Consider the following 24,769-nt stretch of genomic DNA (forward strand, 5'->3'; position numbering starts at 1 on the left):
ACAACACTTCCCTACTACTAGAGGCATATATTGCCCGATGTGATAGATAACTACCACTATTTAGCGCAGCATTTACTCACCAAATGGCAGTTCATCTTGCACCGAGTTTTGCTGCTGTTGTTCGGCTAACTTCTTACGCTGCATACGAATAAAACGCATCCTGCGCTGCTTGGTTAGCCGTAATATGTTCTGCTGCTGCGCAGGCTCTAAGGTTTGCCAAGCAAAACGTTCATCGCGATTTCGGAAACAGCCCATACACAAACCGCGGCTATTTGTTTGACAAATGCCACGACAAGGATTGGGGATGTCGAAAATCTCTAACTGTTCCATTTGCTGCAATGCTTACCTTTTGAGCAATACGAATAATTTTTATTCATACCTCTACAATGGCATAGCCAAGCAACTTAGGTCAAAGAATTCGCCAAATCTCGATCCAAAAACACGCTAAAATTCAGCCACAAAAAAAGGGCCATAAGGCCCTTTTTCTCTAAACAATAATGACTATGCGCTAGTGTCTACCGAGGCAGCTTTAGAAATCATAACCATTGCTGGACGCAATAGACGGCCATTTAATTCGTAGCCTTTCTGTAGTACTGCAACCACGGTGTTTGGCGCTACACCTTCAACTTCTTGCATGCCCATCGCTTGGTGCTTCTCAGGATCAAAGGTTTCATCCTGCGGTGAAACAACTTCGATACCAAATTTCTTCACGGCATCAATCAAGGTTTTAAGGGTTAGCTCAACACCTTCAATCATCGAAGTTAAGGCTTCGTCTTCACGGTTAGCGTGTTGCAAAGCCATTTCCATGTTGTCGATAACCGGTAGCAGTTCATTAGCAAACTTTTCTAAAGCAAACTTACGTGCTTTCTCTACTTCTTGAGCAGAGCGGCGGCGAATGTTGTCTACTTCTGCTTTCGCGCGAATAACACCGTCTTTTTGGTCAGCCACAGTTTGTTCGGCTGTTGCTAAACGCTCAAGTAGCTCAGCTACGCTAATTTCTTCACCAGCAGACTCTGCAGCTTCTTCTTCCACTTCACTTTCAAGCTCAGCGTCTATCGCTTCAACCTGTTGCTCTACTTCGTTTTCCGCTACCACTTCTTCGGCTTGTGGTTTGTTTTGCTCACTGCTCATGCAGGGTCTCCGTAATTCTTCACAAATAACTTAAATCTGTTGCATATTATGGGGATCAAACCGCCGCTTTCAAGTGATAGTCACGATAAAACTGGCTGAGTAGTAAAACCACACGTTATAATCACTAGCAACACAATGTTAAATCAACAAGTTATGACTCAAACCTTCAACACTATTGGTTTAATTGGCAAACCCCACCACGAGGGAGCCAATAATACCTTAACAGCGCTCTACCATTGGTTGATTGAACAATCATACAGCGTATTGGTAGAAGAGCAGACCGGCCAACAACTCAGCATTGATGGGCTTAATCTGGTTAGCATTAACCAAGTAGGCGAACAAGCTGATTTAGCGATTGTGGTTGGCGGTGATGGCAATATGTTGGGGGCCGCGCGAGTATTGTCGCGCTACGACATAGCAGTGCTTGGTGTTAACCGCGGTAACCTTGGTTTTTTAACCGATCTAGACCCTTTCAACTTTGAACACCCTTTAAAGGAAGTGTTGCAAGGTGAGTTTATTACCGAGAAACGCTGCTTATTAGAAGCCAAAGTGCTGCGTCATAACGCAGTAAAAAGCCGCAATAGTGCTGTGAACGAAGTGGTACTTCACCTCGACAAAGTGGCCACAATGCTAGAGTTTGAAGTATATATTGATGACCATTTCATGCTTAGCCAGCGAGCCGACGGCCTAATTGTTACCACGCCAACAGGCTCTACTGCTTACTCTTTATCTGCTGGCGGGCCGATCCTTACTCCTAATTTGGATGCCATAGCACTGGTACCGATGTTTCCACACACCCTTAGTTCACGGCCAATAGTTGTAGACAGCGACAGTGAAATTAAGCTCAAGCTGTCTCACGACAATAGCGACCATATGAACATTAGCTGTGATAGTCATGTATCACTACCGGTAATGCCTGGGGACGAGGTTATTATTCGTAAGCAAAATCACCCGTTGCGCCTAGTTCATCCTAAAAGCTATGATTACTTTAAGATATTACGGACCAAGCTTGGCTGGGGAAGCCGCCTGTTTTAAGCAAACATGTAATAAGGAAGTTTTATTTTGCCAGCTACACCAAGCCCTCGCGTTAACCAACGCCAAGAAGTTGTAGAAATAATGCGACAACTGCGCTTTGGCGACGTTTTAGATGTGCAGTTTGTAAAAGTAGGTAATGTACGAATTAAATGTAAGCTTATTGGCTTAGATGACGCTAACTTTCTTATCTTTGCTGTGCCTAAATATGCTCAACAAGGCCATGGTGATGTATTAGTGGAAGGCATGGCTTGCGTGATCCGTTCAATCATTGAAGGAGAAGCCGGTCAATGTATTGCATTTCGCAGCATCATTACCGACATTATCAAATCCCCTAAGCACTTATTGTTTGTTAAATACCCATCTGAAGTAGAGCGTTTTAGCCTACGCAAACAGCAACGCGCGAGTACACGCATTCCAGCAACCGTTACTCACCGCTCCTCTGTAAGTGACCAGCAAATCGAAAACGATTTAAGCTTTGACGGCATTATTCTCGATTTATCCGCCGGTGGTTGCCGCTTCAAAATGGCGTGGCCAGAAAGCAATGGCAAACTATTACTGGATAGCGTGTTTGTGTACATTCGAATTCCTGGCAAACCAGAGAATGACACAGTAATCGAAGGCAATATTAAAAGCCAAAGCCGAGATGGTCATAACCATATTGCAGTGGGTATAAAGTTTGAAGGTGCTACCGACCTAGATGAGCTATTTGCTCACCTAGCATTGGACGTATAAAAAGGTTACTAGGCACAGTAGCTATCTAAAAGGTCCCATAAGCGGTCCACTTCTTGATGAGTGTTGTAATGCATACAACCCACACGTAGCACCCCGCCTTTATTCATTAATCCCAATTGCTCCATCATGCCTTGCGCATAAAAATGCCCATGCCACGTAGCAATATTATGCTCGCCCAACATAGCGGCAATTTGCTGCGGCTGAGTATTTGGCCAGCGTAACGAGAACGTTGCAGTGCGCATATGGCTACGCTGCAAGCTACTCTCACCATAAAGCGTGGCTTGCGGATGGGCTGCCAAGCGCTCCAAAAAGTGCTCACTTAAAGCTTGTTCATGCGCGGCAAACTGCTCAAAGCTGGCGGTTAACGCTGCTCGTTTATTTTGCTGTGGGTTCCAATCAGCCAAGTAGTCAACTGCTGCACTCATGCCTGCAATAGCCGCAAAGCTTTGGGTCCCGGTTTCAAAACGACCTGGGCCGATATTGGTTGCTGGCTCAACTTTATAAGGTTTGAGCAAGTCCAGCCAAGGATCGGCCACATAGGCAATACCAAGGTGAGGGCCAAAAAACTTGTAAGCCGAACAGAGCAAGAAGTCGCAGCCCAGTTGTTGCACATCCACTAAACGGTGTGGCACATAATGCACCGCATCCACATATACCATTGCACCTACGCTTTTCGCTTTTTGGATAACTCTTTGTAAATCAACAATGCTACCGCTGGTATTGGAGGCATAAGTAAGCGCAATAAGGCGGGTATTAGAATTGATCAGTGACTCTAGGTGCGCATAATCCAAATTACAGTTATCTGGGTCAATTCTCACTTGGTGAACCTTAGCCCCTTTGTCGGCAGCTGCCTGTTGCCAGCTCGACACATTGGAATAATGATCAAGTGCGGTCACCAGTATTTCATCATTAGCTTGCCAGTCTCGGCTTATAGCCCTACTCAACTTAAAGGTTAAGGATGTCATATTGGCATCAAACACAATGTTATTAGCGCTAGCGGCATTCAATAAGGTTTTAGCCTGCTGCCTCCCTTTTTCTAAAACTTGTTCGGTATGCCTACTACTAACAAAAGCGCCGCCTAGATTGGAATTACCTTTTATAAAATAATCGTTCATGGCTTGCAGCACCGAAGCAGGCAGTTGCGCACCCCCTGGCCCATCCAGATAAGTTAAGGGCTCTTCATCCCCCTTAGCATTTAAGGCAGGAAACAGCTTGCGTGCAGCCTCTACAGAAAAACTCATGCTTCATCCTTTGCTGTTAATACAAATACATCCATAAAGCCCGGTTCACTTGGGCGATGAGCACGAATGGGCCTTGCATAGTGCCAAAGTTTACTGTCATCAAGTAAGGCCACCTCGCCACTGTCTAGTGCTAAGGTCATAATCGGTGCTTGATGTTTATCTTTAAACACCATGAAATCTCCACCATCAATATTATGACGACGAATGCCCACTACGGCGATATGGCTAAATCCATCTTGATGCACTCCTTCAGGGGCAACTGGTGTATCGGAAGCCTGTGCGGCAATTCTAATTTGATGAATTTCAATCTCTTGCTGTTCACTTAAGCTATTTGCTTCCAAGAAAAGGGCACACATTTCATACATGCCTTTAGAAGCAATAATGCTCTGCTCAATATCCTCAAACTGACGAATAACATCACCTTGAAAGTGATTCACCTGTTCACTTTGCACAAAGCTCCGTCCTGGCAGAGCTTGCACTTTTCCATCATTAATATGAACAACAGAATAGCGACGTAAACGGTATTGCCCATCGGCATGCTTAGTATGAGGAAGATTATCAAATGAAGACGATAAATCGTGCACTGCGGCACCGCTTAAATGGTTTAGCTGTAGTAAACAATCTGCGTGAGTGTTCATGGCTCAATCTCTGGTTAACAAAGTGATAACATAAAGACTAATAATAAACAGCCGCCAGCGCCACACCAAGCAGTATTAAGAATCACAAAAAACCATAAATTCAACATTTAAAACCAACAAATACCCCCAACACTTACTTAAAACACCAAACCATAACAACTAGTCAGCGAATTAAAGAAAAACTCTCCGGTTTTTCCTTAAGTCGCTGATTTAATGTAGATTAAAAACGATATTTTGTGCTTTAAGAAGCCGGTAATTGCTTGCTTTCAACATCTGGATTATCGAAGCACTTGATTAGCAACAAGCTACTCGCTGCCACTAACCCAAATCCAATAACCACCGGATAACAGGTTTGGTTAAAGCTAAGGCCGATAAGGCTACCAATGGGAATAGCCACCAGCGTAGAAATACTCGCGACAAACGCCGAGCCCATTCCTGCAATTGCTCCTAAAGGCTCCATGGCTAAAGAATTTAAATTACCAAACAAAATACCAATGCAGAAAAATGCTGGGATTAAATAAGCCATTAACCACCAAAGAGGAGGCACTCCGCTGCTAGCTATTAGTAATAAACAAAATACGCTCGTAAGGGCAAGTAAGCCCCACAACGCAGCCTTAATCATTAAGCGCATGCCTAACTTAAGTACAAAGCGACCATTCACTAACGATGCAACGCCTACGGCAATTGCCGCTAAAGCAAATAGCAGCGCAAAGTTGTCTGCTTGATTGTAGAGTTGAATAAACAACAATGGCGCGCTATTTAAGTAACCCATAAAAGCGCCAAAAATAAAACCAGATACAATGGTGTAAACCAGCGCACTGCGCTTTTGCAGTAAATACTTAAGCCCTTCTACAAAGCTCTGTAATGTTAGAGGGCGACGTTTATCTAAGGTTAAGGTTTCTTCTTGTCCCCGCCAAAACCCAAGACCAGTAGCAATAGCCATTAGCAATAACATGCCGAAGATCCAACGCCAGTGGGCCAGACCTAAAATAACTTGGCCCACCGCGGGGGCCAAAATCGGCACCACAATAAATACCGAAAACACCACAGACATAATGCGCGCCATTTCAGCGCCTTTTAACTTGTCACGCACTAAGGCCATGGTAATAATTCTTGGCGCAGCTGCGCCCATACCTTGCAGTACTCGCCCGGCGATAAGCCAAGCAAACGAGCTAGACAATACACAGATAATGCTACCTACAATAAATAGTAGGTAACCAACATAGATTGGAGGTTTTCGGCCAACCGCATCTGACCATGGCCCATAAACAAGTTGGCCAATCGAAAGGCCTATAAACAGTGATGTGATGGTCCATTGGGCATGCGCGGAATTAGCCAGTTCGAAATCTTCGGCAATAGCTACCAGCGCCGGTAGCATCGCATCAACCGACAAGGCCACCAACGACATCATACCTGCAAGTAAGATAATAAAGGCTTTAGAGTGGGTACTGCTGTGTTTCACCAACTACTCCCTAGTACAACAGTGAGCTGTTGGTTATATCACGCTCAAATCGCAATAGCGATAAACAATAACAGCGCAGCTAATTTTTAACTTTTATCGTCAACTTAAGTGCATAAGCCACAACAAAACGTTGTTATTTTTTAAACACTAAGAACTTAATCCTGTTTACTTTTGCCATCAAATAACATCGATACCAAAGCAATAAAAGCAGAGCCAAGCATCAATAATAATGACACAGCATTGAGCACTGGTGTTGACCCTTCTCGCAAGCGGTCATACATAGCAATAGTCAGTGGCGCGTCGGACCCCACCAGCATTAAGGTAGTATTAAAGTTTTCGAAAGACATTAAAAAGCTAACCACCGCAGCTCCAATTAATGCAGGGCTAAGAAACGGCAATACCACAGTAACAAAAGCGACCCACGAATTAGCCCCTAGGTTTAGCGCCGCCTCTTCCAAACTAAAGTCGAACTTGCGTAAGCGCGCTAACACCACCAAGGTAGCAATGGTGGTAATAAACGCTACTTGGCCAATCACTACCAACACAAACCCCGGTCTTAACCACTCTAACTCCCAAGCAAAACTGTTCTCAATGCTGTTCGCTAAGCTGCTACTGGCTACCAAAATCGCCACCCCTAAAATCACTCCAGGTATCACTAAAGGCAACAATAAACCAATGTATAACCAGTTCTTCCCTGGGAAATCAAAACGAATGAACAGCCACGCATTGGCCGTGGCAAGCAGTAAGGAAAACAAGGTAACAAAACACGCTATCGAAGCACTCACTGCAATGCTAGACAACAAACCATCATCATAAAGGATGCCCAGCTTAGGTTCAGTTTGACCAATAAACCAATCAAAGGTGAAGCCTTGCCAAGGTAGTGCTGCAAACAAACTATCATTAAAAGCAAACACCGCCACAATGCTTAATGGCAGTGCCAAAAAGACCAAGAACCCCACCATATAGAACTGATAAAGGGATTTAGCAGGGCCACGTAATTGATGCAGCATAAGGCTCTCCTAACGTCCCAAAGTACGACTAAATGATTGGCCACTTAGCTTTAAACCCAGCGCCACAACCAAAGACGAAACCAGCAATAAAATCACCCCAAAGGCAGCGCCTAATTCCCAATTAAAACGCGTAATAAATTGAGTGAAAATTTGTTCGGTAAACCAAAGGCTATCTTTTCCACCTAATAAACGCGGTGTTAAATAGTTTCCTAAGCAAAGCATAAACACCATAATACAACCCGATACAATGCCGGGCATAGCATAAGGGACAATTATTGAGGTAGTAACGTTCCAACCATTGCCACCCAAATCGTAGCCCGCTTCTATTAAGCTTTGATCTAAGCCCTCTAAAGTACTTACCAATGGCACCACCATGAACAACATTGAGGTATACACCAACCCTACCAACATGCTCACATCGTTGTACAAAAACTCAATCGGTTGCTCGGTTAAACCCAGAGCCATTAAACCTTGGCTAACCACCCCCGACTCACGTAGCAATATCATCCAACCGTAAGTGCGCACTAACTCACTTACCCAGAAAGGCAGCAAGCAACTTAACAACAGCAAACGTTTAACTTTACCTTGAGCCACTTTTGCAATGAAAAATGCCACTGGAAAGCTCACTAACAAGGTTATAAAAGTGGCTAACAACGACATCCACACTGTACGCAACAAGGTTCGCCAATAGAGCGGTTCGCCCAAAAACTGTTGGTATTGGTACCAACCTACGCTGTCCCCTGCCACATAATCCCGTTTGATGAAAGACAGCTCTAGCATCTGCAAATGTGGCAATACAATAAGCAGAACAAACCACAGCACAAAAGGAAGCAGTAATAAGTAAAACCCAAGCCCTTTAGCTTTCACCCTTCACCTCTTGGCTAATACAGATTGCTTGCTTAGCATCCCAAAATATTCGCAACTTACTGCTCGGAACGATGTGCTGCAAAGAAAAACTCGCACCTGGAGCCACTCGATAACTGTCTTGATGGTGAGTATCTTTAACTACCAATGTGGAACTGGCGCCATCAAACAAGCATTCTTCAACTTCTACATCAAACTGGTTATCGGCTTGAACTTCCCTTCCCGCTTCACAAATTCCAATGGCTTCAGGCCGTACAAATACATCCACCACCGACTTTTCTGCTTGATCAATAGTAGTCGCTACAATCAGGTGGCGACCTCGAGCGGTTTTAAGTAAAGCAACACCTTGTCGTTGTTCACACACCACTGCTGAATGCGCGTTGGTTTGGCCAACGAATTTGGCTACAAACGCCGTATTCGGTTGATAATACAGCTGCTGTGGACTGGCCACCTGTTCAAAGCGGCCATTGTTCATTACCGCCACCTTATCTGACATCACTAAGGCTTCAGATTGATCGTGAGTAATGTAGATAAAGGTTGTGCCAAATTCACGCTGCAAGTGCTTTAGCTCAACTTTCATTTTTTCACGCAATTTTAAATCTAGTGCGCCTAACGGCTCATCAAGCAGCAGTAATCGAGGCTCCAGTACTAAGCTGCGGGCAATCGCAATGCGTTGTTTTTGCCCGCCCGATAACTGAGTAATTTGCTTGTTTTGACTGCCATCTAAGCCCACTCGCTCTAACACATCTTTAATCTTATGCTGTCGCTCGTTGGCTTTAATACCGCGGCGCTTTAAGCCGTAAGCAATGTTCTCCGACACATTCATGTTCGGAAAAAGAGCCAGGTGCTGAAACACCATATTCACTGGGCGCTTATTTGGCGCTAGCTCGTTAACCCGCTTTTGATGGATCTGAATCTCACCTTCACTGGGTGATTCAAAGCCAGCCAACATTCTTAATAAGGTGGTTTTACCGCAGCCAGAAGGGCCTAAAATAGAGAAAAACGAGCCAGCCTCAACCGAAAAATTAAGCTTATCTACTGCTGTAAATTCTGAGAAATGCTTCGAAAGGTGTTTACATTCAAGATCATATTTAGCGTTTGCCGCCATAGTACTTCCAAATAAAGCAGAGGGGCGCGAGCGCCCCAATAAAACTAGTTGGCCGCTTGTACGCGATCCAGTACTTTGCCTTCCATTGCTTCTAAACCAGCAGGAACAGCGGGGTACCACTTAATGTTGTCGATGTCGTCGCTACTAAAGCTGGCGTTAAACTGCGACTTCGCCAGTTCGTTTACGTAAGCGTCTGAACCTTTAGAAGCGGTGAAGTTACCTGCAGCTTCGGTAATTTTAGCTGCTACTTCAGGGCGCATAACAAAGTTAATCCACTTGTACGCAGCATCTACTGCTTTAGATTTTTTAGGAATGGCAAAAGTATCAATCCAACCCAAAGCTCCAGATTTAGGTGCTACAAACTGAATATTCTGTTGATCGCGATTTAGCTTCCAACCACCAGCATCCCAAGCCATAGCGGCAACTACTTCATTAGAGCGCATCAAGTTCATTAACTCGTCGCCGCCAGACCAGTAAGTCTTAACCAAAGGCTTACATTCCACCAGAGTCTTTTCAACTTTGTTCAATATTTCTTGGTACTTAACGGGATCAGCGTAAGCAGCAAATGGATCTTCACCCAATGCAAAAGCAAAACCGATTAAGGTAGGGCGCTTTAAGCGATAAGAAATTTTACCCTGGTACTGCTGCTGACATAGGTCGGTGTAATCGGCCACATCTTTTGCCATTTCACCATTTACTACCAAGCCGCTGGTTCCCCACACATGAGGAACACCAAACACTTGATCACCTACAGCGGTATTCTTTTTGGTAGCATCTAACATTGAGGTAATAATTTGGGCCTGCTCAATACGGGCTAAATCAATAGGCTGGTAAATGCCAAACTGTTGTTGCACACCGGTGATGCGGTCTTGGCTAGGTTGGGCTAAATCAAACCCCGAGCCGCCAGTAGCGCGAAGTTTAGAGATCATGTCTTCGTTGTTTGATTTAGTCACTTTTACTTCAATGCCGGTTTCTTTCTCAAACATTTCGATAACTTCTTGTGGTGCATAGCCGCCCCAAGTAAGCAAACGTAAAGTTTCAGCATTGGCCTGCGCACTTACCATTGCGCCCATGCTAAGTGCCAAGGCACTTAATGATAAACGTTTATTCAACATAATCTCTTCCATGTAGTTCTACGGTTAAATGGTTTACCGACAAAAGCGGCTTATTTACAACAAGTATTTGATAAACATGCACCAATTTAATGACACTAATGTGACAAGCAAAAGCGTAGTCGCTAAATTTTTAAACAGCAAAGAACTTGAAAGAAAAAATTAACCACAGCAAATTAAGGTAAATTAAATAGCGCCCTGGAGGTAACAAACAGTTTTTGTGAAAAGTTTTTTCCAGCTCGCAATCTCACTTAAAAACAGTAGCTATATTGATGTTAAACCGCTCCAATGCATCTTTCACAAACAAAACTCTGTGTTTTACTTATTTAGCTGCAAAACAGAGCACAAATACCCACGGTAATCGCCAAACAATTGGCTATAAAACGAGGCAAACAATGAACTCAAAAATAAATACAGCGCTTTTGTTTATGGTGTTTATTGTTGCCGGCTGCCAGTCTGCGAACCAACCTACTAGCAGTGATAACAATGCCAGCATCACTGCTCCAGATCTTAGAGATAATTTCATTCGTGGAATGGATATCTCGATGCTGCCTGAGATTGAAGCGCTGGGTGGAAAGTACTACCAAAACAGTATCGAGCAAGACCTAGTGACCATCCTAAAAAACCATGACGTAAATTCTATTCGCGCAAGATTATGGGTTGACCCTAGCTCTAGTAACGGTGAACCATTTGGGGGTGGCAACAATGACCTTGCGCACTCCATAGAACTTGGCATACGTGCTCATCAGCAAGATATGTCATTCCTGCTAGATATCCACTACAGCGATTTTTGGGCAGATCCTAAAAAACAAAGTAAACCCAAAGGCTGGGAAACCCTTACCTTTGATAACCTAAAACAGAAAGTATACGACTATACTGCCGAGATAATGCAAGCCCACCAAGCCGCAGGTGTTATGCCAGACATGGTGCAAATTGGTAACGAACTAAATGGAGGAATGCTTTGGCCAGATGGAAAAAGCTGGGGACAAGATGGCAAAGAGTTTGAGCGCTTATCGCAACTACTCAATGCAGGAATTCAAGCTGTACATGACAACAACAGTGGCAAAGAAATTCAAATCATATTGCACCTAGCAGAAGCAGGTAACAACCAAACCTTTCGGTGGTGGTTTGATGAAATAAGTGCGCAAGGTGTCGACTTCGACATTATAGGCATGTCTTACTACCCGTGGTGGCATGGCCCGGTAGAACACGTAAGAACCAACATGGAAGATCTAATTGCTCGTTATAACAAGCCAGTGTTACTTGTTGAAACAGCCTTCCCTTTCACACATGAAAATGGCGACTCATTAGCCAATAGTTACTCAAGTGCAGATCCAATAGAAGGCTATCAAATAAACGTAAGTGGGCAAGCACAATTTCTAGTAGACATTATGTCGTTAGTTAACGAGCTTCCAAATAATATGGGCTTAGGCATCTACTACTGGGAGCCCGCGTGGCTACCTATTCAAGGGGCCACTTGGTCGACAAACGCAGGCATGGAATACAGCGGCGATCAATGGGGCCTAGGGAACTCATGGGAAAACCAAGCCTTGTTTGATTTTGAAGGTAATGCCTTACCCTCTTTGGAGGTTTTTAAACAACAAGAGTAAGAGTTCAAATCTGTTCAAAGAAAATGATACGCAGTATATCTTCAAAGTAATGCCGAACAACATTTAAGCTTTGATGCTTGCATGTTTAAAAATAGAACTATATATTTATACAGTTACTGTATAAATAGTCAGGTAAGGATATGCTCACTCAATTAAGCGTACAAAATTTTGCGATTGTTCGGTTTCTTGAACTCGACTTACACCAAGGTATGACCACCATCACCGGTGAAACTGGTGCTGGTAAATCTATTGCCATTGATGCGCTAGGCCTATGTTTAGGCAATCGCGCCGAAGCCTCTGTAGTTAGGCAAGGCGCAGATAAAGCCGAAATTAGTGCTCAATTTGATTTAAGCAATAACCAAGGTGCCCAACTTTGGCTGCAACAAAATGAACTGCTAAGTGACGATGAGTGTATTCTGCGCCGAGTGATCACCAAAGAGGGACGCTCGAAAGCCTATATTAATGGAACAGCGGTACCCGCTGCGCAATTAAAAAGCTTGGGCCAATACCTTGTCAGTATTCATGGCCAGCACGCCCATCAACTATTATTAAAACCAAGTCAGCAGTTAAGCATTGTTGACCAATATGCAGCTCACCCTCAACTTATCCAAGATGTAAAACAAGCCTATCAAGCTTGGAAAAGTTTATGTAACGAGAAAGAGCTAGCAGAACAACAGCAAAATGAATTGGCTGCACAACGTCAGTTACTTGAATACCAAGTCAAAGAGTTAGATGAATTCGCCCTACAGCCGGGTGAATACCAAACTATTGAGCAGCAGCACCAATGTTTGTCTCATAGCACCGAGCTACAACAATCTAGCTATCAACTTACTCAGCTACTTGGCCACGATGAGCAAGTAAACGTATTAGATATGCTAGGCCAAGCCTGCAAAACAACCAGCCAACTGCTCGAATTAGACCCTAAACTAGATGCAATCAATAACCTATTGCACGAAGCTCAAATCCAAGTAGAAGAAGCCACTCAGCAGTTAAGTAGTTACAGTGAGCAATTGGATTACGACCCAGAGTTATTTGCAGAATTAGAAGAGCGTTTAAGCCAAGCCTTAGAGCTTGCAAGGAAACACCAAACAAACCCAGAACAACTGCCAGAGCTGCATCAACAGTTACAACATCAACTAGAACAACTAAGCCAACAAACAGAACGCTTTGAACACCTTGCCGAAGATATTGATAAGGCATGGCAACAATATTTAGCTAAAGCTAACAAGCTGTCTAAAAGTCGTGAGCGCGCCGCTAATAGCTTAAGCAAACAAATCACCAAAGAAATTCACAAACTAAGCATGGCAAAAGCCCAGTGTGAGTTTTCTTTACAAAGTGATGAGCAATTTACCAACGCCAACGGTATTGACCGAGTTGAACTACTGGTGCGCACTAACCCAGGCCAACCGATGCAGGCCATCGAAAAAGTCGCATCCGGCGGCGAGCTCTCACGCATAGGCTTAGCAATTCAGGTGATTTGTTCTGCCAGTATCTTAACCCCTACACTAATTTTTGATGAAGTGGATGTGGGTATTAGCGGCCCAACCGCTGCAGTAGTTGGCGGCATGTTGCGTCAGCTAGGTAAACAATGCCAAGTATTGTGTGTCACTCACTTACCGCAAGTTGCAGGCCACGGTCATCAACAAATGCTGGTAAGCAAACAGCAAAAGAAAAACGAAACGATAACAAACATGCAAGCCTTGGATACTGAACAGCGCCTTGGAGAACTAGCCCGCTTGCTTGCAGGTGATGAAATTACCGCTTCGGCGCTAGCAAACGCGCAAGAATTATTGATTAAGGATTGAATTCTTAGCATTCCAAGCTTCTTTTTATGGCAAGGCTTCGTTATGATGCTTGCCTTAACAAGGAGCTTCGATTCACATGCGTTTTACTGCCAAAATTTTTGTTCTACTAGCCAGCATTGGCCTAAGTGGCTGTTCTGCCTTCGACTGGATGGTATATAAAATTGATATTCCACAAGGCAACTACATTGATGATGCCAAAGTAGAACAGCTCCGCATTAACATGACTAAGGAGCAAGTGCGTTTTGTACTAGGTACTCCAATGTTAATTGACGCCTTCGATAAAGAACGTTGGTATTACTTATACAGCTATCAAAGTGGCAACGGTGATTTTGAGAAGCGCGATTTAGTGATTCAGTTTGTGAATGACCACTTAGCCTTCATCGAAGGTGACTACGAAGTCAGCGAAGACTTTATGCAACCACTCGACGCTGGTTAAAAACAAAACATCATTAAAAAGCCAGATTAATCATCTGGCCTTTTTGTTTCTAGCTATCTGCTTTTTTCGTTTTTGGCCTACCGCCAGTTACCTTACTGGCTCGCCCTTCTGCTTTGGCCCTCTCAGCACGAATTTTTCGCAACTCTTTAGGGTCAGCTATCAATGGGCGATATATTTCAACTCTATCACCATCTCTTAACTCCTGAGCGAGTTTTGCTGCTCGGCTAAAAATGCCAACCGAGGCTTTCTCAGGCTCAATTTCAGGAAAATGCTGCACTATGCCAGATTGATGAATGGCCTCCAAAATACTGCACCCCTGCTCAACCTTTAGCGCCAACAATACTTGATGCTCTGGCAAGCCGTAAACCACTTCTACATTTATTAGATCCGACACCGTTAATATACCTGCTTGGCCCGCTCAACAAAGGCTTGCACCATATTGCCAGCTAATTCATTAAATACACGGCCAAACGCCGCCGCTATTAGTTTGTTGCTAAACTCAAAATCTAAATCCAACATCACTTTACAAGCTTGCTCGTCCAAGGCCACAAAGTTCCATACCCCAGTTAACGATTTAAACGGACCATCCACCAATTTCATTTGAATGGACTGATCTTCAGTGAGGGTGTTTTTAGTCACAAACTTATTTTTTATGCCTGCTTTGGCAACCCCAACTTCGGCTACCATACTTGAAGTACTTTCTTCCAATATTTCACTATTCACACACCCAGGTAAAAACTCGGGGTAGGCGTTTATATCATTAACTAATTGGTACATTTGCTTAGCGCTAAACATCACTAAGGCACTACGGTTTACTTGCGGCATGAACCCACTCTTTCATCAAATCTGTACACATTTTATCATTAGCTGAGCTAATCCGCACATTATCAGTTTTAAAGCCCCGCCGCATCGGTATAATAGCCGCCATGAGTAAGAAAAAATCAAAATCAAAAGCTGGTTCTAATACCATTGCGCTAAACAAAAAAGCGCGTCATGAATACCGTATCGAAGACAAATTTGAAGCGGGTATGGAACTACAAGGCTGGGAAGTAAAATCCATGCGAACCGGAAAGGTAAATATCGCCGAGAGCTACGTATACGTACGCGACGGTGAAGCCTTTGTTTCTGGTTTAAACATTCAACCACTAATTTCAGCCTCAACCCATGTTGTGGCAGATCCAACACGCATTCGCAAACTGCTTCTTAATCGCCGAGAGCTAGATAAGCTTATTGGTGCGGTTGAGCGCCAAGGCTATACCATTGTTGCAACGGCTTTGTACTGGAAAGGCTCCTGGGCCAAACTAGAAGTGGGCTTAGCCAAAGGTAAGAAAGATCAAGACAAGCGTGAAGATGAAAAAGATCGCGAATGGCAACGTACTAAAGACCGCGTAATGAAGCACAGCTTCAGATAGTTTTACCCTATTGGGTAAATAAGCAGCGTTTGAACAGCACTGTATATCCGCACGCCGTTGGCTTGTGTTACAATGCTTGAGAAATTCCGGGGCTGAATTGGATTCGACAGGATCAGGAAGGCTTGTGGAGCATGTCGTGGGGCGGTTTGCCACGTAAAAAGCCGCAAAAAAATAGTCGCAAACGACGAAAACTACGCACTAGCAGCTTAATAACCTGCTAGAGCACTTCTACCCTAGCTTCCGCTTGTAAGACGGGGAATCATAGAAGTTCAAACCCAAACAAGATAGCGAGGGATGCTTTGACTAGAGAGCTGAACCGCGAAATAGAATTCTGGTATGTTAGTAAGTGGCGTGTTTGTTCGCAGCTTGCTAACGAGAATAAAGACAAACTAAGCATGTAGCGCCATTGGTTAGAATGGTTTTGGACGCGGGTTCGAAACCCGCCAGCTCCACCAATTCTACAAACGAAGACACTTAAGGGTGTCTTTTTTTGTGCCTAAAAAGCACCAAATTATATATAACTATATATGTTTCAACACCTTATAAATCACCACATTGTCCTAATTGATTCTTTTTGATTCCGTGACATCTCATTATTTTAGTGTTACTTATAGCGTACCGATCAAAAAACAACCAGCACTTGGACCACTAAATGGCAAGAGTAGTAAAACCTTTAACACACACTGAAGTAAAAAATGCCCAAGCGGTAAACTTAAAGGCAATACGCCAGGTACTTTTGCGCAACACTTACTTCAGATTTGCGGATGAGATTCTTTTATTTTCGCGAGTTAATCAATCAGCTGGTCGCGATAAAGATGCCACTATTCGTCTTTTTCACGCCCCTAATCTAGACTATATTTATGCAGTAAAGCTGCAAAGTTACGCTGCGAAATCGCTCAGTAAATCTGGCTACTTTATAAGAAGGATGGTGCCCAGCTTTCAAACAAAGCAGGTAAACCTTCACCAAGCGAGCGGAACTATTTACCGATTTTTATGTATACCAAGAAGACAACAACAAGAGATTCAATCTTAGCCAGTCTGAAAGCGATCGAAGCTAAACAGGATGAGTACCCTTGCTTAAATGTCGAGGAAATGCTGAACAAATTGGGAATCAATGACACAGCTAACCGACTGGATATTCTTCAAGGTTTGGTGGATAAGCATCAACTCCTCGCTTTTAACTTTAGCCAACCTTCTAATCCACGGTTTCCCTTGTTTCAGTTCAACGCCCACGGACAAATTCATGAATGTGTACCAACGCTGTTGGCCTACTTGGAGCCATTGTCAGATTGGGCTACTTTTAACTGGTTCACTTCGTTTAACCACGACTTAGATGCTGCACCAGCTGACGTGCTCGGCTCCCCTGAACATCGAGGGAGCTTGATGGATGTCGCCGGCTTGTACGTGAATAGCAATACGTTTAACTCCTTGAAGCAATAACCAATACCAATAGCTCTGGATTTGCTGTGTGATTATCAGCCTCACGCGAAAGCCTGCAAAAACTGTCACCTCCCAAAGCAATAGCTTCGCTCATTCGAGATAGCCCTGGTCTCTAGAAGTAAAAATTAAACAGTCCTCGACGATAACGGGAGGAGTATTGCTGGTTGAGCATTTATAATTGCTTGGCAGTGCAGGCTCCCACGGATTTTGGAGTGCAGCCGATAGCGGTGCCGCGCGAATGCAGTTGGTGCACGCTGAGCCATTTTGCATAAATGCAAAACCAACAGCTCATACACGTCTTCATAAATCCCACTGAAGCCTACTGGTCTATGTACTCTAGTAAACACCGCATCATGCTAGAACTTCCCTTTCCCTGCGGTTGCAACAGAGGCTTATCCCCACGGGCATCTTTGATAGCGTAATACGCCTGATGCGCAGCACTCAACCAAGCAAATACAAATAGATCGGCATCTTTGGCCAAAGCTTTTAGCGGCTCGGTTGAGGCCTTGTCACTATTGATCCGAACATCAGCTTGCGGGTAAAGCTTCTGTACTTCAGATTTTACTCGCTTAGCTACAGACTCGGTCAAAGTATAGAGGCCAATCTTTTTGCCATTCAGTGAGGCAACAGGTTGTAGCTTACCATCGGGCTGCTGTTCACCTTCTGACACAGATTCCGGCTCGCAATAATCGAGACCAACTTCCTTGGCAAATAGCACAAGATACCCCCACTGAACTGCCTTATAGCGACTGGCATTGGCGCAGAATGCTCCGTAAACACTGGCGAACAATTCTTCGCGTTTTTGCTGTTGTGGGCATGGATTCAGTACCAGCAGCTCCAGCGTATCCAACCAAATGTCACCGCTATCAGCTCCCGATCCGCTACTGGCTTGCAACTCACTAAGGTAGTCAATCAAGTCACTGTAGCCGTCAGCCGTTACCGTGCCATGCAAATAACCACGTGCTAGGTCGATAGCAAAGATCATGTCTTCTGATGAGCTTTGCTCGTCCAAGGACAACAACTCTATGAGCGCCAACCAAACGGTTTGCCAACGGGTTGCCGACTCATGTCGGTATAACCAGGCCGCCAGATAGGGCAAGCATTCTCGTACGACCAGGGCAGCCTGCTCATGGGCGCTATCACCACATTGCATGACCAACTCGGTAAACGACTCACTATGTAGCGCAGTGTCAGGCCAATCCAGCGCTCCTTCCTCGGCAACGTCTTTTGCACCATGCCAGGTTGGTTGCACCAGCAACTGCTGCAACCACTCATGCCATGTCTCTACATCAGCAGCTCGATCAGGCAACTTAGCGCTGATTTCCTCGAAGTACTTTCCGTAGGCAGGCTTGGCTAAGAGTTGCCCGCGCTCGGCCTCGCCAAGACGCCCAATTAGCTCATTTGCTTGTTGCGCGGACTTGGTCGATGAAATTCCCCACGCGCACTTCAGTGCCAAAGCAGCCAGTTGTATCGCAGGCGTGTCCGACCATTGTGACTCAGTCAAAGCCTCCAGCACGGCCGTAGGGTCGTCATCGGCTTCCAGGCGCAATCGCTCAAAGTCTGTAAACGAAGCTGCCGTCACCTGATGTTCAGCGTCCACAAGCCGCTCTAATGCAGTATCTTTTGGTGTTGGAAGCGGAGGGAACTCGGCAAGCAATTGAACGATCCACTGCCGATCAGTTTCCGTGTGACAAACAGCGTGTTGTGCCAACTGCTCAGCACGGCGGCGGACAACGTCTGGTTTTGCGTCGCCTTCTGACAACAACCAAAGCAAGCAGCTCTTGACAGAATTGGCCGAAGTGACCCGGGGATTAGCAGAAAACAATCCCAGGAGCCGTTTTGCCACAGAGGATTGGAAGAACTCTCGCTGGCCGCCTAAGTCATCATGCACTTCGAAATTCGATAACTCGGAGCCGTAGACGGCTTCCATTAAAGCTTCAGTTAAGGCACGTGGCCGCGGCAGATCCAACACGATGCGCAGATCCGGGTGCTCCATGATCTGCTGCCACTCTCCGGCAATGGCGTGGCAGCGCAACTCCAGGAACAACTCATTCTGATCACCTATGCCACCAGCACGGCGCAACTCAGCTAGGTATTTCATCGCCTGTTGGCTGTCATGACGATACAGCGCCTGGTTGATATCACGCAAGATGCGCCCACGATGTCGGACCAGGTGTTGCTTCAACGCCGGTCGTTGAGCCAATTGCTGGCGTAGCCTTTCCAGCGCGCTGAATATCGCGTCTATATGTGGTCTACTGCTGGCAGAAAAACGAAACACCTTACACGTGCGAATGTCGCCAAAAGTATCAATAATGGCGCGCTCAATAGGATCTTGCGCATTAAGCTCACACGGCTGTTTGTCAAAGTCGGTATAAGATGCGCCGACATGTGCCGCCAGTAACTCACCAAGTTCAACCCGTGCCGTTTCAGAATCGGTTAGCGCATACCAACAAATACCGCCTTGATAGACTCTCGGCAGGATCACCGGGAAACGCTCGTTGATCACGTCTTCCAGCCACGGCTCAAGCCGCGCCAAGGTACTGGGGTTGAGCGTACGGTTGACGATCTCCGGCCAGGTTATCCGGTTACCAGTAGCAAAAAAGCGCTCAAGAAACTCATGCTGTTGCGGCAGTTTCATTCCGTACCTCCAGTGTTCACGTCAACTGGGCCGTAATGCTTGCGGAACGTCAGTCTCGCTTCGGCAATGGATTGCTTATCGGTACTCAGGTTTATCTGCTCATCATTGATTTCAACGCCGCCGATGGTCAGGTTCATCGAACCATGAAGATAGTAGTGCTCACCTAAGATCCCCTTGGTGTGCAATTTATCTTTCTGCAGCACGCTGAGTCGCTCGGAAACCCCATAGCCTTCGGCGCGGTCTGTTATGTGACGCAAGAAACGCGCATTGTGCGCATCGCGATTTGTCACCAACTTCAAACGACCACCGTTGGCCAACATGCGGGTCAACAGTTCAGTGATTTGCACCTTACGCTGCCCCCAGGCAGGCTCGAGGTAATCAAAGTTGCCCGTGCGGTTATCCAATAGCTCGAGATCTGTCACCCAGGGTGATACCAGCCACAACGTGTGACTAGGTCTAATCACCTCGGCTGTCAGCAAACCGCACAACACATCCTGGATCTCGGCCTGGCGTGAAGTACGGGATTTGAAGATACGACGAGTGGTCATTGCACAGCCTCCGCGATTTCTACCTGGGCGCAGACTAGGTGCTGCTCACGGCGAATCGATGCCACCCGCGGATAGAAGAATAATCCATACATGTCCACAGGCTTGACCAGCAATTGGGCCAACGCCTGGTTAATGTCCAACTCCGGTTTTGCCACCAGTTCACATTTGCCATGCTTGTCCAGCAGCGCATGGCATTGTGCCATCCAGTCACCATCGGACAGATCGACTTGTTCACAGGCAGCACCAATAGACGCTCTCACAAGCAATCGTTCGGTGGGTCCGGCAAAGGCGAAAGGATTGTAGTAACTCAGCCAGGCATCGCGAATCACATAGCCCCGGGGCCAAAGTAATCCGTTGCACACATTGAAGCGCCAACTTTGCACGTCCTGTTGCCCTGCAGCAGCCTGCGGTAACAACTGATCCAGTTCATCGTTTAACGAACAGGCAAACGCATAAACACGCTGAGGCAGTTCAATTCCCAAACGCTTCTCTTCATCCCGCCACCCCTGTTGCAATTGCAGCAGCAAAAAATCGCTATGTTGGCTACTGCCCGGCCGCAACAAGCGGGAGTTCACTGCCGACATGAAATTGTGGCTGGTCATGAACCCGTTTTGCTGCAGTAAGCCAAGTAGGCCACGCTGCGCCTGCAGTTGGCTTTGATGGTCGTTTGCCGTCCGCATAGCTTCTACTCGCGTCGCCACTTCGGCGTCTTGCTGCAGAGTATTCAGCAACTGATAAACATGGCTGTCCATCGTCTCGTAATCACCAGCGCGCAGGTTAAAGTCTAACAACTCAAAAAATCGCCGCGGATCTTCCCGGTACACCTGCTGAATGCGCTCGATTATCCCGCCGCCGCCCACGGTAGTTTCCGACAGCCATATCTCCAGTTCATCCTCAGCCAGAACCTGGCGCCGGGCAGGGCCCGGATCCAGATCCAATACCACATCTTGTTCGTCGGCATCCTGGCACAGTTGCATTGCCGTTTGCTGCAACGCTGCACCCAAGGAGGTCTGAAAGACCTTTCTCAGCCAATCCAGCCAACTGGCATCCGGCTGCTGCCAAAGCAACTCTGCCCAACGGGCGAGTTTGGCAACGACGCCACCTCGGCCCAGCAGGTCGCGTAGATTTTGCTGCAGATCCTGCTCGCCTTCATCGCCTGAAGTCCCCGGCAGCGTCTGGAAGATCTTAGCCGGGATATCTTTCAGCGCAACCTGCGCCTTGCCATTACGTAACGCCTCCAGGGCTTGCTCCAGCGAACACTGACTCAGTAGGGCCTCACAACACATACCAGCCAGCAATGACTCAGCCAACCACCCTGCTAGGAACACGTTTTCGGTGAGAGTTTTATCGGTGCGAACTTCATCGATAAATCGCGCCGTTCGCACACCGGAAAGCAGCGCTTTATCCTGCATCAATGTATCAAGGTGGAACTCCGGCATACGACAACGAAACGCCACAGCATCAACCCACAGAGAAAATGCCAAGCTCGCCGGTTGGCCCTCATGCTGAAATTCGAAATTAACCGCCGCACTCTCTTGGCCGCCTTTGAACTTGAGTTCTGCCCGGGATCCGGCGGCTAGGCGCACTACCTCCACTGGGCGATGCTGTTGATGGGTAAAGAACTCGACACCAGTGAACACCCGGCGCCAAATGTTACGCTCAGGTAGTTCCGCATTTTTGCGCTCTGCAGGTGGCCGAATCTCCGTATGCCACTGCAAAAACGCCTGCGAAGTATCCTGCAGGTCCCATTCGTCAGGAGGCGTGGAAGTATTCACTTCGTAGGGGCGGAAGCAAGGAATAGTCTGAACCCCAGCGCCGGTGTCTATTTGGCAACTGCCCATCGCTTCAAGTCGCTCTGGTGGGCAGTAGTCGGTAATAGGGAACACTCGATCTCCGGCTACCAACTCAAAGTCCTGGGGTACCACCCAGTGCCGCTGACGAATACTCTCGGTAGCAAACCGCTTGCTGATGCGTCCCGGAGAAAAATCACGCATGCCCTGCAAGATTGGCATTTGCGGCGCCGGAGCGCCGTCTTCCGAGTCAAATTCTGGTAACCGCACCGTTAACTCTGGCAAACACAGTTCGCTAAACAGTGCCGCGGGCACGAACTCTGGCATCGGCGCGTTACGACGGCAGTTGTCGCTTTGCTTAACCCCGGCTTTTTCCCAACTGGTGGCTAGACGCCTGAGCACCGTTGGCAGAAACGCGGTCAAAATTGCCCGCGGCGGTTGCCACAAAAGAGACTGGATCAGTCGATTATGCTCGGGGTTGGCAGATTGCAGACCAAGCGCACCGGTTAAATACTTAGTCAGGCTCGCAACCCGGGCAGGGTCATTCAGTAATTGCTGAATCTCCCGTTTGAGGGATTCCTGGCGCCCGGACAGCGCGGCATCATCACTTTGCGGGCACGAGAGATCCTCCCATATCCCGCCCCATCCGCCAGCGTTAGCGACACTTGGCAGCTGAGATAGCCAGTCCATGGTGGCAAATGCCGCCTGGATCCGCAGCACATAACTGTTATGTACTGGCAGCCGGCGTGCTTTCAGTTCAGGATCAAACAAATCTTCATAGCACTGGAACGCCATGCGGTCACGGCCATAATCAGACAGCACCACAACCGTCCACGGACGCATGCGGCGCTGACGGCCCGCCCGGCCCTTGCGTTGCAAGAACTGTGCGTTGTCGCGCGGCGCCTTATGCTGGATCACCGCCCCTACGGTTGGGTCGTTAAAGCCCACCTCCAGCGAGGCTGTAGCTACGATCACGTCAGCTTGTTGATCTACCCCGGCATCTTGCGATGAAGTGCGTTTGATATTGGCTCGATCGTTATTATCCAGGTCATGACCAATAGCCAATGGCAGATCCCAGCTTTGGCCATAAGCAAATCGCTCGCTATCGCCGTAAACCGGCTGGCGCAGCAAAGCCAACGGCTTCTTCTTGGCGTTGATGTTACCGTTGGAATAGCGCCCTTCCGCATCCAACAACTGGTAGTACAGGCGGTTGATCACATCGATATCGTCAGTAAACACAAAGCTACGGGTACCGTACAAGCCTTCACTCGCCGGGCTCTGCACGTTATCCATCACCCGCTTGGCCAGCATGGAAGCCTGAATAGTGGTAGACAACAGACTGGAGCGCGAGGCAGGATCGCCGCGCAGTGCCAGCATGTACTCTGCTCCTTCCTGCTCCATTTCGTCTTCCAGCGGGCTCACTTCCGCCACTAGGTACTCTTTGACCCCTACCAATGTGGCCAAGAATCTCGGCGCCTGCTCCAAGGTGGCCGAGAGGCCGACAAAGTGGGGACTCGCGTCAGCCAAGTGCCGCCAGCGCCGCAGCAACATGCCGGCTTGGGCTCCACCCACACCGCTGTAAGTGTGCACTTCATCCAGCAGCATCAAAGCAGGCGGAATAACGTGCTTGCCAATGCCAAACAGTTGGCGACTGTGCGGGTTACCCATCTGTCGGTTCAGCATCTCGGTGGTGGTGAACAGCAGATCCGGGGCATGTTTCTCCATGCGACGGCGGGTCAAAATCACCTCATCGGACTCGATGCGCTGGTTGCAGCTATCACAGCACAAGCGCTCAATGCCTTTACTGTGATCATCGTTGAGCCAGACCATGCTGCCTTTGCACTTCTCATCCGGGCACGGAATGTACTGACAGACAAAGCCCGTCTTGCGGCGTTGCCAGGCCTTTTTCATGTAGGACTGGAAAATCGAGTTCTTCGAAGTTGGTGCCATGCCGAAGTACGCGCCGATGCGCAGTTTGGGCTTGCCATGCTCCGCCAAGACAACATCCAGTTTGCGCGCCTGACGCCAGGTCTCGATAAACTGATCCTTAAGCAGTTCGTTACGTGGATAAATGGCAAGCGCCTGCACATGACCACCGCGATTGGCAATCAGGTGGCCTGCTATGTGCGTCAAGGCAGGCAGATAGAACGCCAGGGTTTTACCGCTACCGGTACCCGCACAGACAATCGAGCCTGACGCGCCCTTACGTCGCCCCCCACGCAGCACCGTATCGCAAGCCCGCTGCTGGAAGGTCGCCAGGTCATAATACCCATGCTCATGCTTGAGCAACTCACCAAGCAGCCGACGCTCGACCGTTGACAAACCAGGCGCTTCGCTCAGCGTATCAAGCACCTGCACTGTAGTCAGGTCGCGACGCGGATAATTACGCTTGCGGCGTAAGAATCGATAGTCAGAAACCAGGGTTGGTGCCTGTTTCCAGGCGTCACCGCGGGCGTGCTTGGGAAACTGCTGGCGCAATGCCCTAAACAAGCGTACCGACTCGGCCATACGGCTGCGGTAACAAATCTCTTGATCTGCATTTGTCCAACTTACCAGCAAGCCCTGCTCCTGCATGGTGTCAATAACATCATACGGATCATGTGGTTGGTCAGCACCGCCGTTAGCAGCCAGTTGAAGCTGCTCGATGGCCTCAACCACTTCATCTTCTGAAAAATACCCCTGGCTGTTTCCCCAAGTCAGCAACGAAGCTTCCCGGGATTCGAGTTGATCCAAGAGTTGTAAAATTAGTTGCTTCAT

Annotated in this window: 22 protein-coding genes and 1 other RNA gene; 9 read left to right on the forward strand and 14 right to left on the reverse strand. The window is 47.1% G+C overall.

What is annotated here, in order from left to right:
• Positions 1-72 precede the first annotated feature (72 nt).
• A complete protein-coding gene (locus tag OAG1_RS15560; RefSeq protein ID WP_016402402.1) occupies positions 73-330 on the reverse strand; it encodes a DUF1289 domain-containing protein in 258 nt (85 codons plus the stop codon).
• A gap of 171 nt (positions 331-501) precedes the next feature.
• Positions 502-1,131, reverse strand: a complete 630-nt coding sequence (grpE, locus tag OAG1_RS15565; protein WP_338621906.1) for a nucleotide exchange factor GrpE — start codon at positions 1,129-1,131, stop codon at positions 502-504.
• Between the two features lie 153 nt (positions 1,132-1,284).
• Between grpE and nadK the strand changes: the two genes are divergently transcribed.
• Complete coding sequence (nadK, locus tag OAG1_RS15570) at positions 1,285-2,166, forward strand: NAD(+) kinase (RefSeq protein ID WP_040307335.1); 882 nt, start codon at positions 1,285-1,287, stop codon at positions 2,164-2,166.
• A gap of 27 nt (positions 2,167-2,193) precedes the next feature.
• Positions 2,194-2,898, forward strand: coding sequence for a flagellar brake protein (locus OAG1_RS15575; protein WP_016402405.1), 705 nt, complete (start codon positions 2,194-2,196; stop codon positions 2,896-2,898).
• Positions 2,899-2,906: 8 nt separating this feature from the next.
• On the opposite strand, the gene OAG1_RS15580 is transcribed toward OAG1_RS15575, so the two are convergent.
• The 7 genes from OAG1_RS15580 to OAG1_RS15610 form a co-directional block, all read right to left on the reverse strand.
• Complete coding sequence (locus OAG1_RS15580) at positions 2,907-4,139, reverse strand: cysteine desulfurase-like protein (protein WP_338621907.1); 1,233 nt, start codon at positions 4,137-4,139, stop codon at positions 2,907-2,909.
• On the reverse strand, positions 4,136-4,777 hold the full coding sequence (locus tag OAG1_RS15585; protein ID WP_338621908.1) for a 2OG-Fe dioxygenase family protein: 642 nt from the start codon (positions 4,775-4,777) through the stop codon (positions 4,136-4,138). The genes OAG1_RS15580 and OAG1_RS15585 overlap by 4 nt, the downstream gene beginning before the upstream one ends.
• 241 nt (positions 4,778-5,018) lie before the next feature.
• On the reverse strand, positions 5,019-6,239 hold the full coding sequence (locus OAG1_RS15590; protein WP_338621909.1) for a multidrug effflux MFS transporter: 1,221 nt from the start codon (positions 6,237-6,239) through the stop codon (positions 5,019-5,021).
• 155 nt (positions 6,240-6,394) lie between these two features.
• Entirely contained in the window at positions 6,395-7,249 is an 855-nt protein-coding gene (locus tag OAG1_RS15595) for an ABC transporter permease subunit (RefSeq protein WP_338621910.1), read from the reverse strand.
• Positions 7,250-7,258: 9 nt separating this feature from the next.
• On the reverse strand, positions 7,259-8,116 hold the full coding sequence (locus tag OAG1_RS15600; protein WP_338621911.1) for an ABC transporter permease: 858 nt from the start codon (positions 8,114-8,116) through the stop codon (positions 7,259-7,261).
• Positions 8,106-9,221, reverse strand: a complete 1,116-nt coding sequence (locus OAG1_RS15605) for an ABC transporter ATP-binding protein (RefSeq protein ID WP_338621912.1) — start codon at positions 9,219-9,221, stop codon at positions 8,106-8,108. Before OAG1_RS15605 ends, OAG1_RS15600 begins: the two co-directional genes overlap by 11 nt.
• 44 nt (positions 9,222-9,265) lie before the next feature.
• Positions 9,266-10,336: an extracellular solute-binding protein gene (locus tag OAG1_RS15610; protein ID WP_338621913.1), complete on the reverse strand. Its 1,071-nt coding sequence runs from the start codon at positions 10,334-10,336 to the stop codon at positions 9,266-9,268.
• A gap of 392 nt (positions 10,337-10,728) precedes the next feature.
• On the opposite strand from OAG1_RS15610, the gene OAG1_RS15615 reads away from it, so the two are divergent.
• The 3 genes from OAG1_RS15615 to bamE all read left to right on the forward strand — a co-directional run bounded on the left by OAG1_RS15615 (position 10,729) and on the right by bamE (position 14,184).
• Positions 10,729-11,943 (forward strand): glycosyl hydrolase 53 family protein, encoded by a 1,215-nt coding sequence (locus OAG1_RS15615; RefSeq protein ID WP_338621914.1) that lies wholly within the window; start codon positions 10,729-10,731, stop codon positions 11,941-11,943.
• Between the two features lie 140 nt (positions 11,944-12,083).
• Positions 12,084-13,748 (forward strand): DNA repair protein RecN, encoded by a 1,665-nt coding sequence (recN, locus tag OAG1_RS15620; protein WP_338621915.1) that lies wholly within the window; start codon positions 12,084-12,086, stop codon positions 13,746-13,748.
• A 76-nt stretch (positions 13,749-13,824) separates the two neighbouring features.
• Positions 13,825-14,184 carry an outer membrane protein assembly factor BamE gene (bamE, locus tag OAG1_RS15625; protein WP_152779817.1) on the forward strand — a complete coding sequence of 120 codons (360 nt, stop codon included), beginning with the start codon at positions 13,825-13,827 and terminating at the stop codon, positions 14,182-14,184.
• Between the two features lie 49 nt (positions 14,185-14,233).
• On the opposite strand, the gene OAG1_RS15630 is transcribed toward bamE, so the two are convergent.
• On the reverse strand, positions 14,234-14,578 hold the full coding sequence (locus tag OAG1_RS15630) for an RnfH family protein (protein WP_221077455.1): 345 nt from the start codon (positions 14,576-14,578) through the stop codon (positions 14,234-14,236).
• A gap of 2 nt (positions 14,579-14,580) precedes the next feature.
• Positions 14,581-15,009, reverse strand: coding sequence for an SRPBCC family protein (locus OAG1_RS15635; protein WP_016401010.1), 429 nt, complete (start codon positions 15,007-15,009; stop codon positions 14,581-14,583).
• A gap of 101 nt (positions 15,010-15,110) precedes the next feature.
• Here OAG1_RS15635 and smpB point away from each other — a divergent pair, with 101 nt between their 5' ends.
• The 4 genes from smpB (at position 15,111) to OAG1_RS15655 (ending at position 17,036) form a co-directional block, all read left to right on the forward strand.
• A complete protein-coding gene (gene smpB / locus OAG1_RS15640; RefSeq protein WP_016401009.1) occupies positions 15,111-15,596 on the forward strand; it encodes an SsrA-binding protein SmpB in 486 nt (161 codons plus the stop codon).
• Between the two features lie 88 nt (positions 15,597-15,684).
• Positions 15,685-16,051, forward strand: a transfer-messenger RNA (tmRNA) gene (gene ssrA / locus OAG1_RS15645).
• Positions 16,052-16,248: 197 nt separating this feature from the next.
• Positions 16,249-16,629 carry a hypothetical protein gene (locus OAG1_RS15650; RefSeq protein WP_338621916.1) on the forward strand — a complete coding sequence of 127 codons (381 nt, stop codon included), beginning with the start codon at positions 16,249-16,251 and terminating at the stop codon, positions 16,627-16,629.
• A 59-nt stretch (positions 16,630-16,688) separates the two neighbouring features.
• Complete coding sequence (locus OAG1_RS15655) at positions 16,689-17,036, forward strand: hypothetical protein (protein WP_338621917.1); 348 nt, start codon at positions 16,689-16,691, stop codon at positions 17,034-17,036.
• Positions 17,037-17,355: 319 nt separating this feature from the next.
• Here OAG1_RS15655 and dpdD read toward each other — a convergent pair whose 3' ends face one another.
• Genes dpdD through dpdJ form a run of 3 tightly spaced genes read right to left on the reverse strand, consistent with a single transcriptional unit; the run spans position 17,356 to position 24,769 of the window.
• Complete coding sequence (dpdD, locus tag OAG1_RS15660; RefSeq protein ID WP_338621918.1) at positions 17,356-19,674, reverse strand: protein DpdD; 2,319 nt, start codon at positions 19,672-19,674, stop codon at positions 17,356-17,358.
• Positions 19,671-20,222: a phospholipase D-like domain-containing protein DpdK gene (gene dpdK, locus OAG1_RS15665; RefSeq protein ID WP_338621919.1), complete on the reverse strand. Its 552-nt coding sequence runs from the start codon at positions 20,220-20,222 to the stop codon at positions 19,671-19,673. The genes dpdD and dpdK overlap by 4 nt, the downstream gene beginning before the upstream one ends.
• Complete coding sequence (dpdJ, locus tag OAG1_RS15670) at positions 20,219-24,769, reverse strand: protein DpdJ (RefSeq protein ID WP_338621920.1); 4,551 nt, start codon at positions 24,767-24,769, stop codon at positions 20,219-20,221. Before dpdJ ends, dpdK begins: the two co-directional genes overlap by 4 nt.

It is taken from the genome of Agarivorans sp. OAG1 (genome assembly GCF_037076485.1).
GTDB classification, from domain to species: Bacteria; Pseudomonadota; Gammaproteobacteria; order Enterobacterales; family Celerinatantimonadaceae; genus Agarivorans; species Agarivorans albus.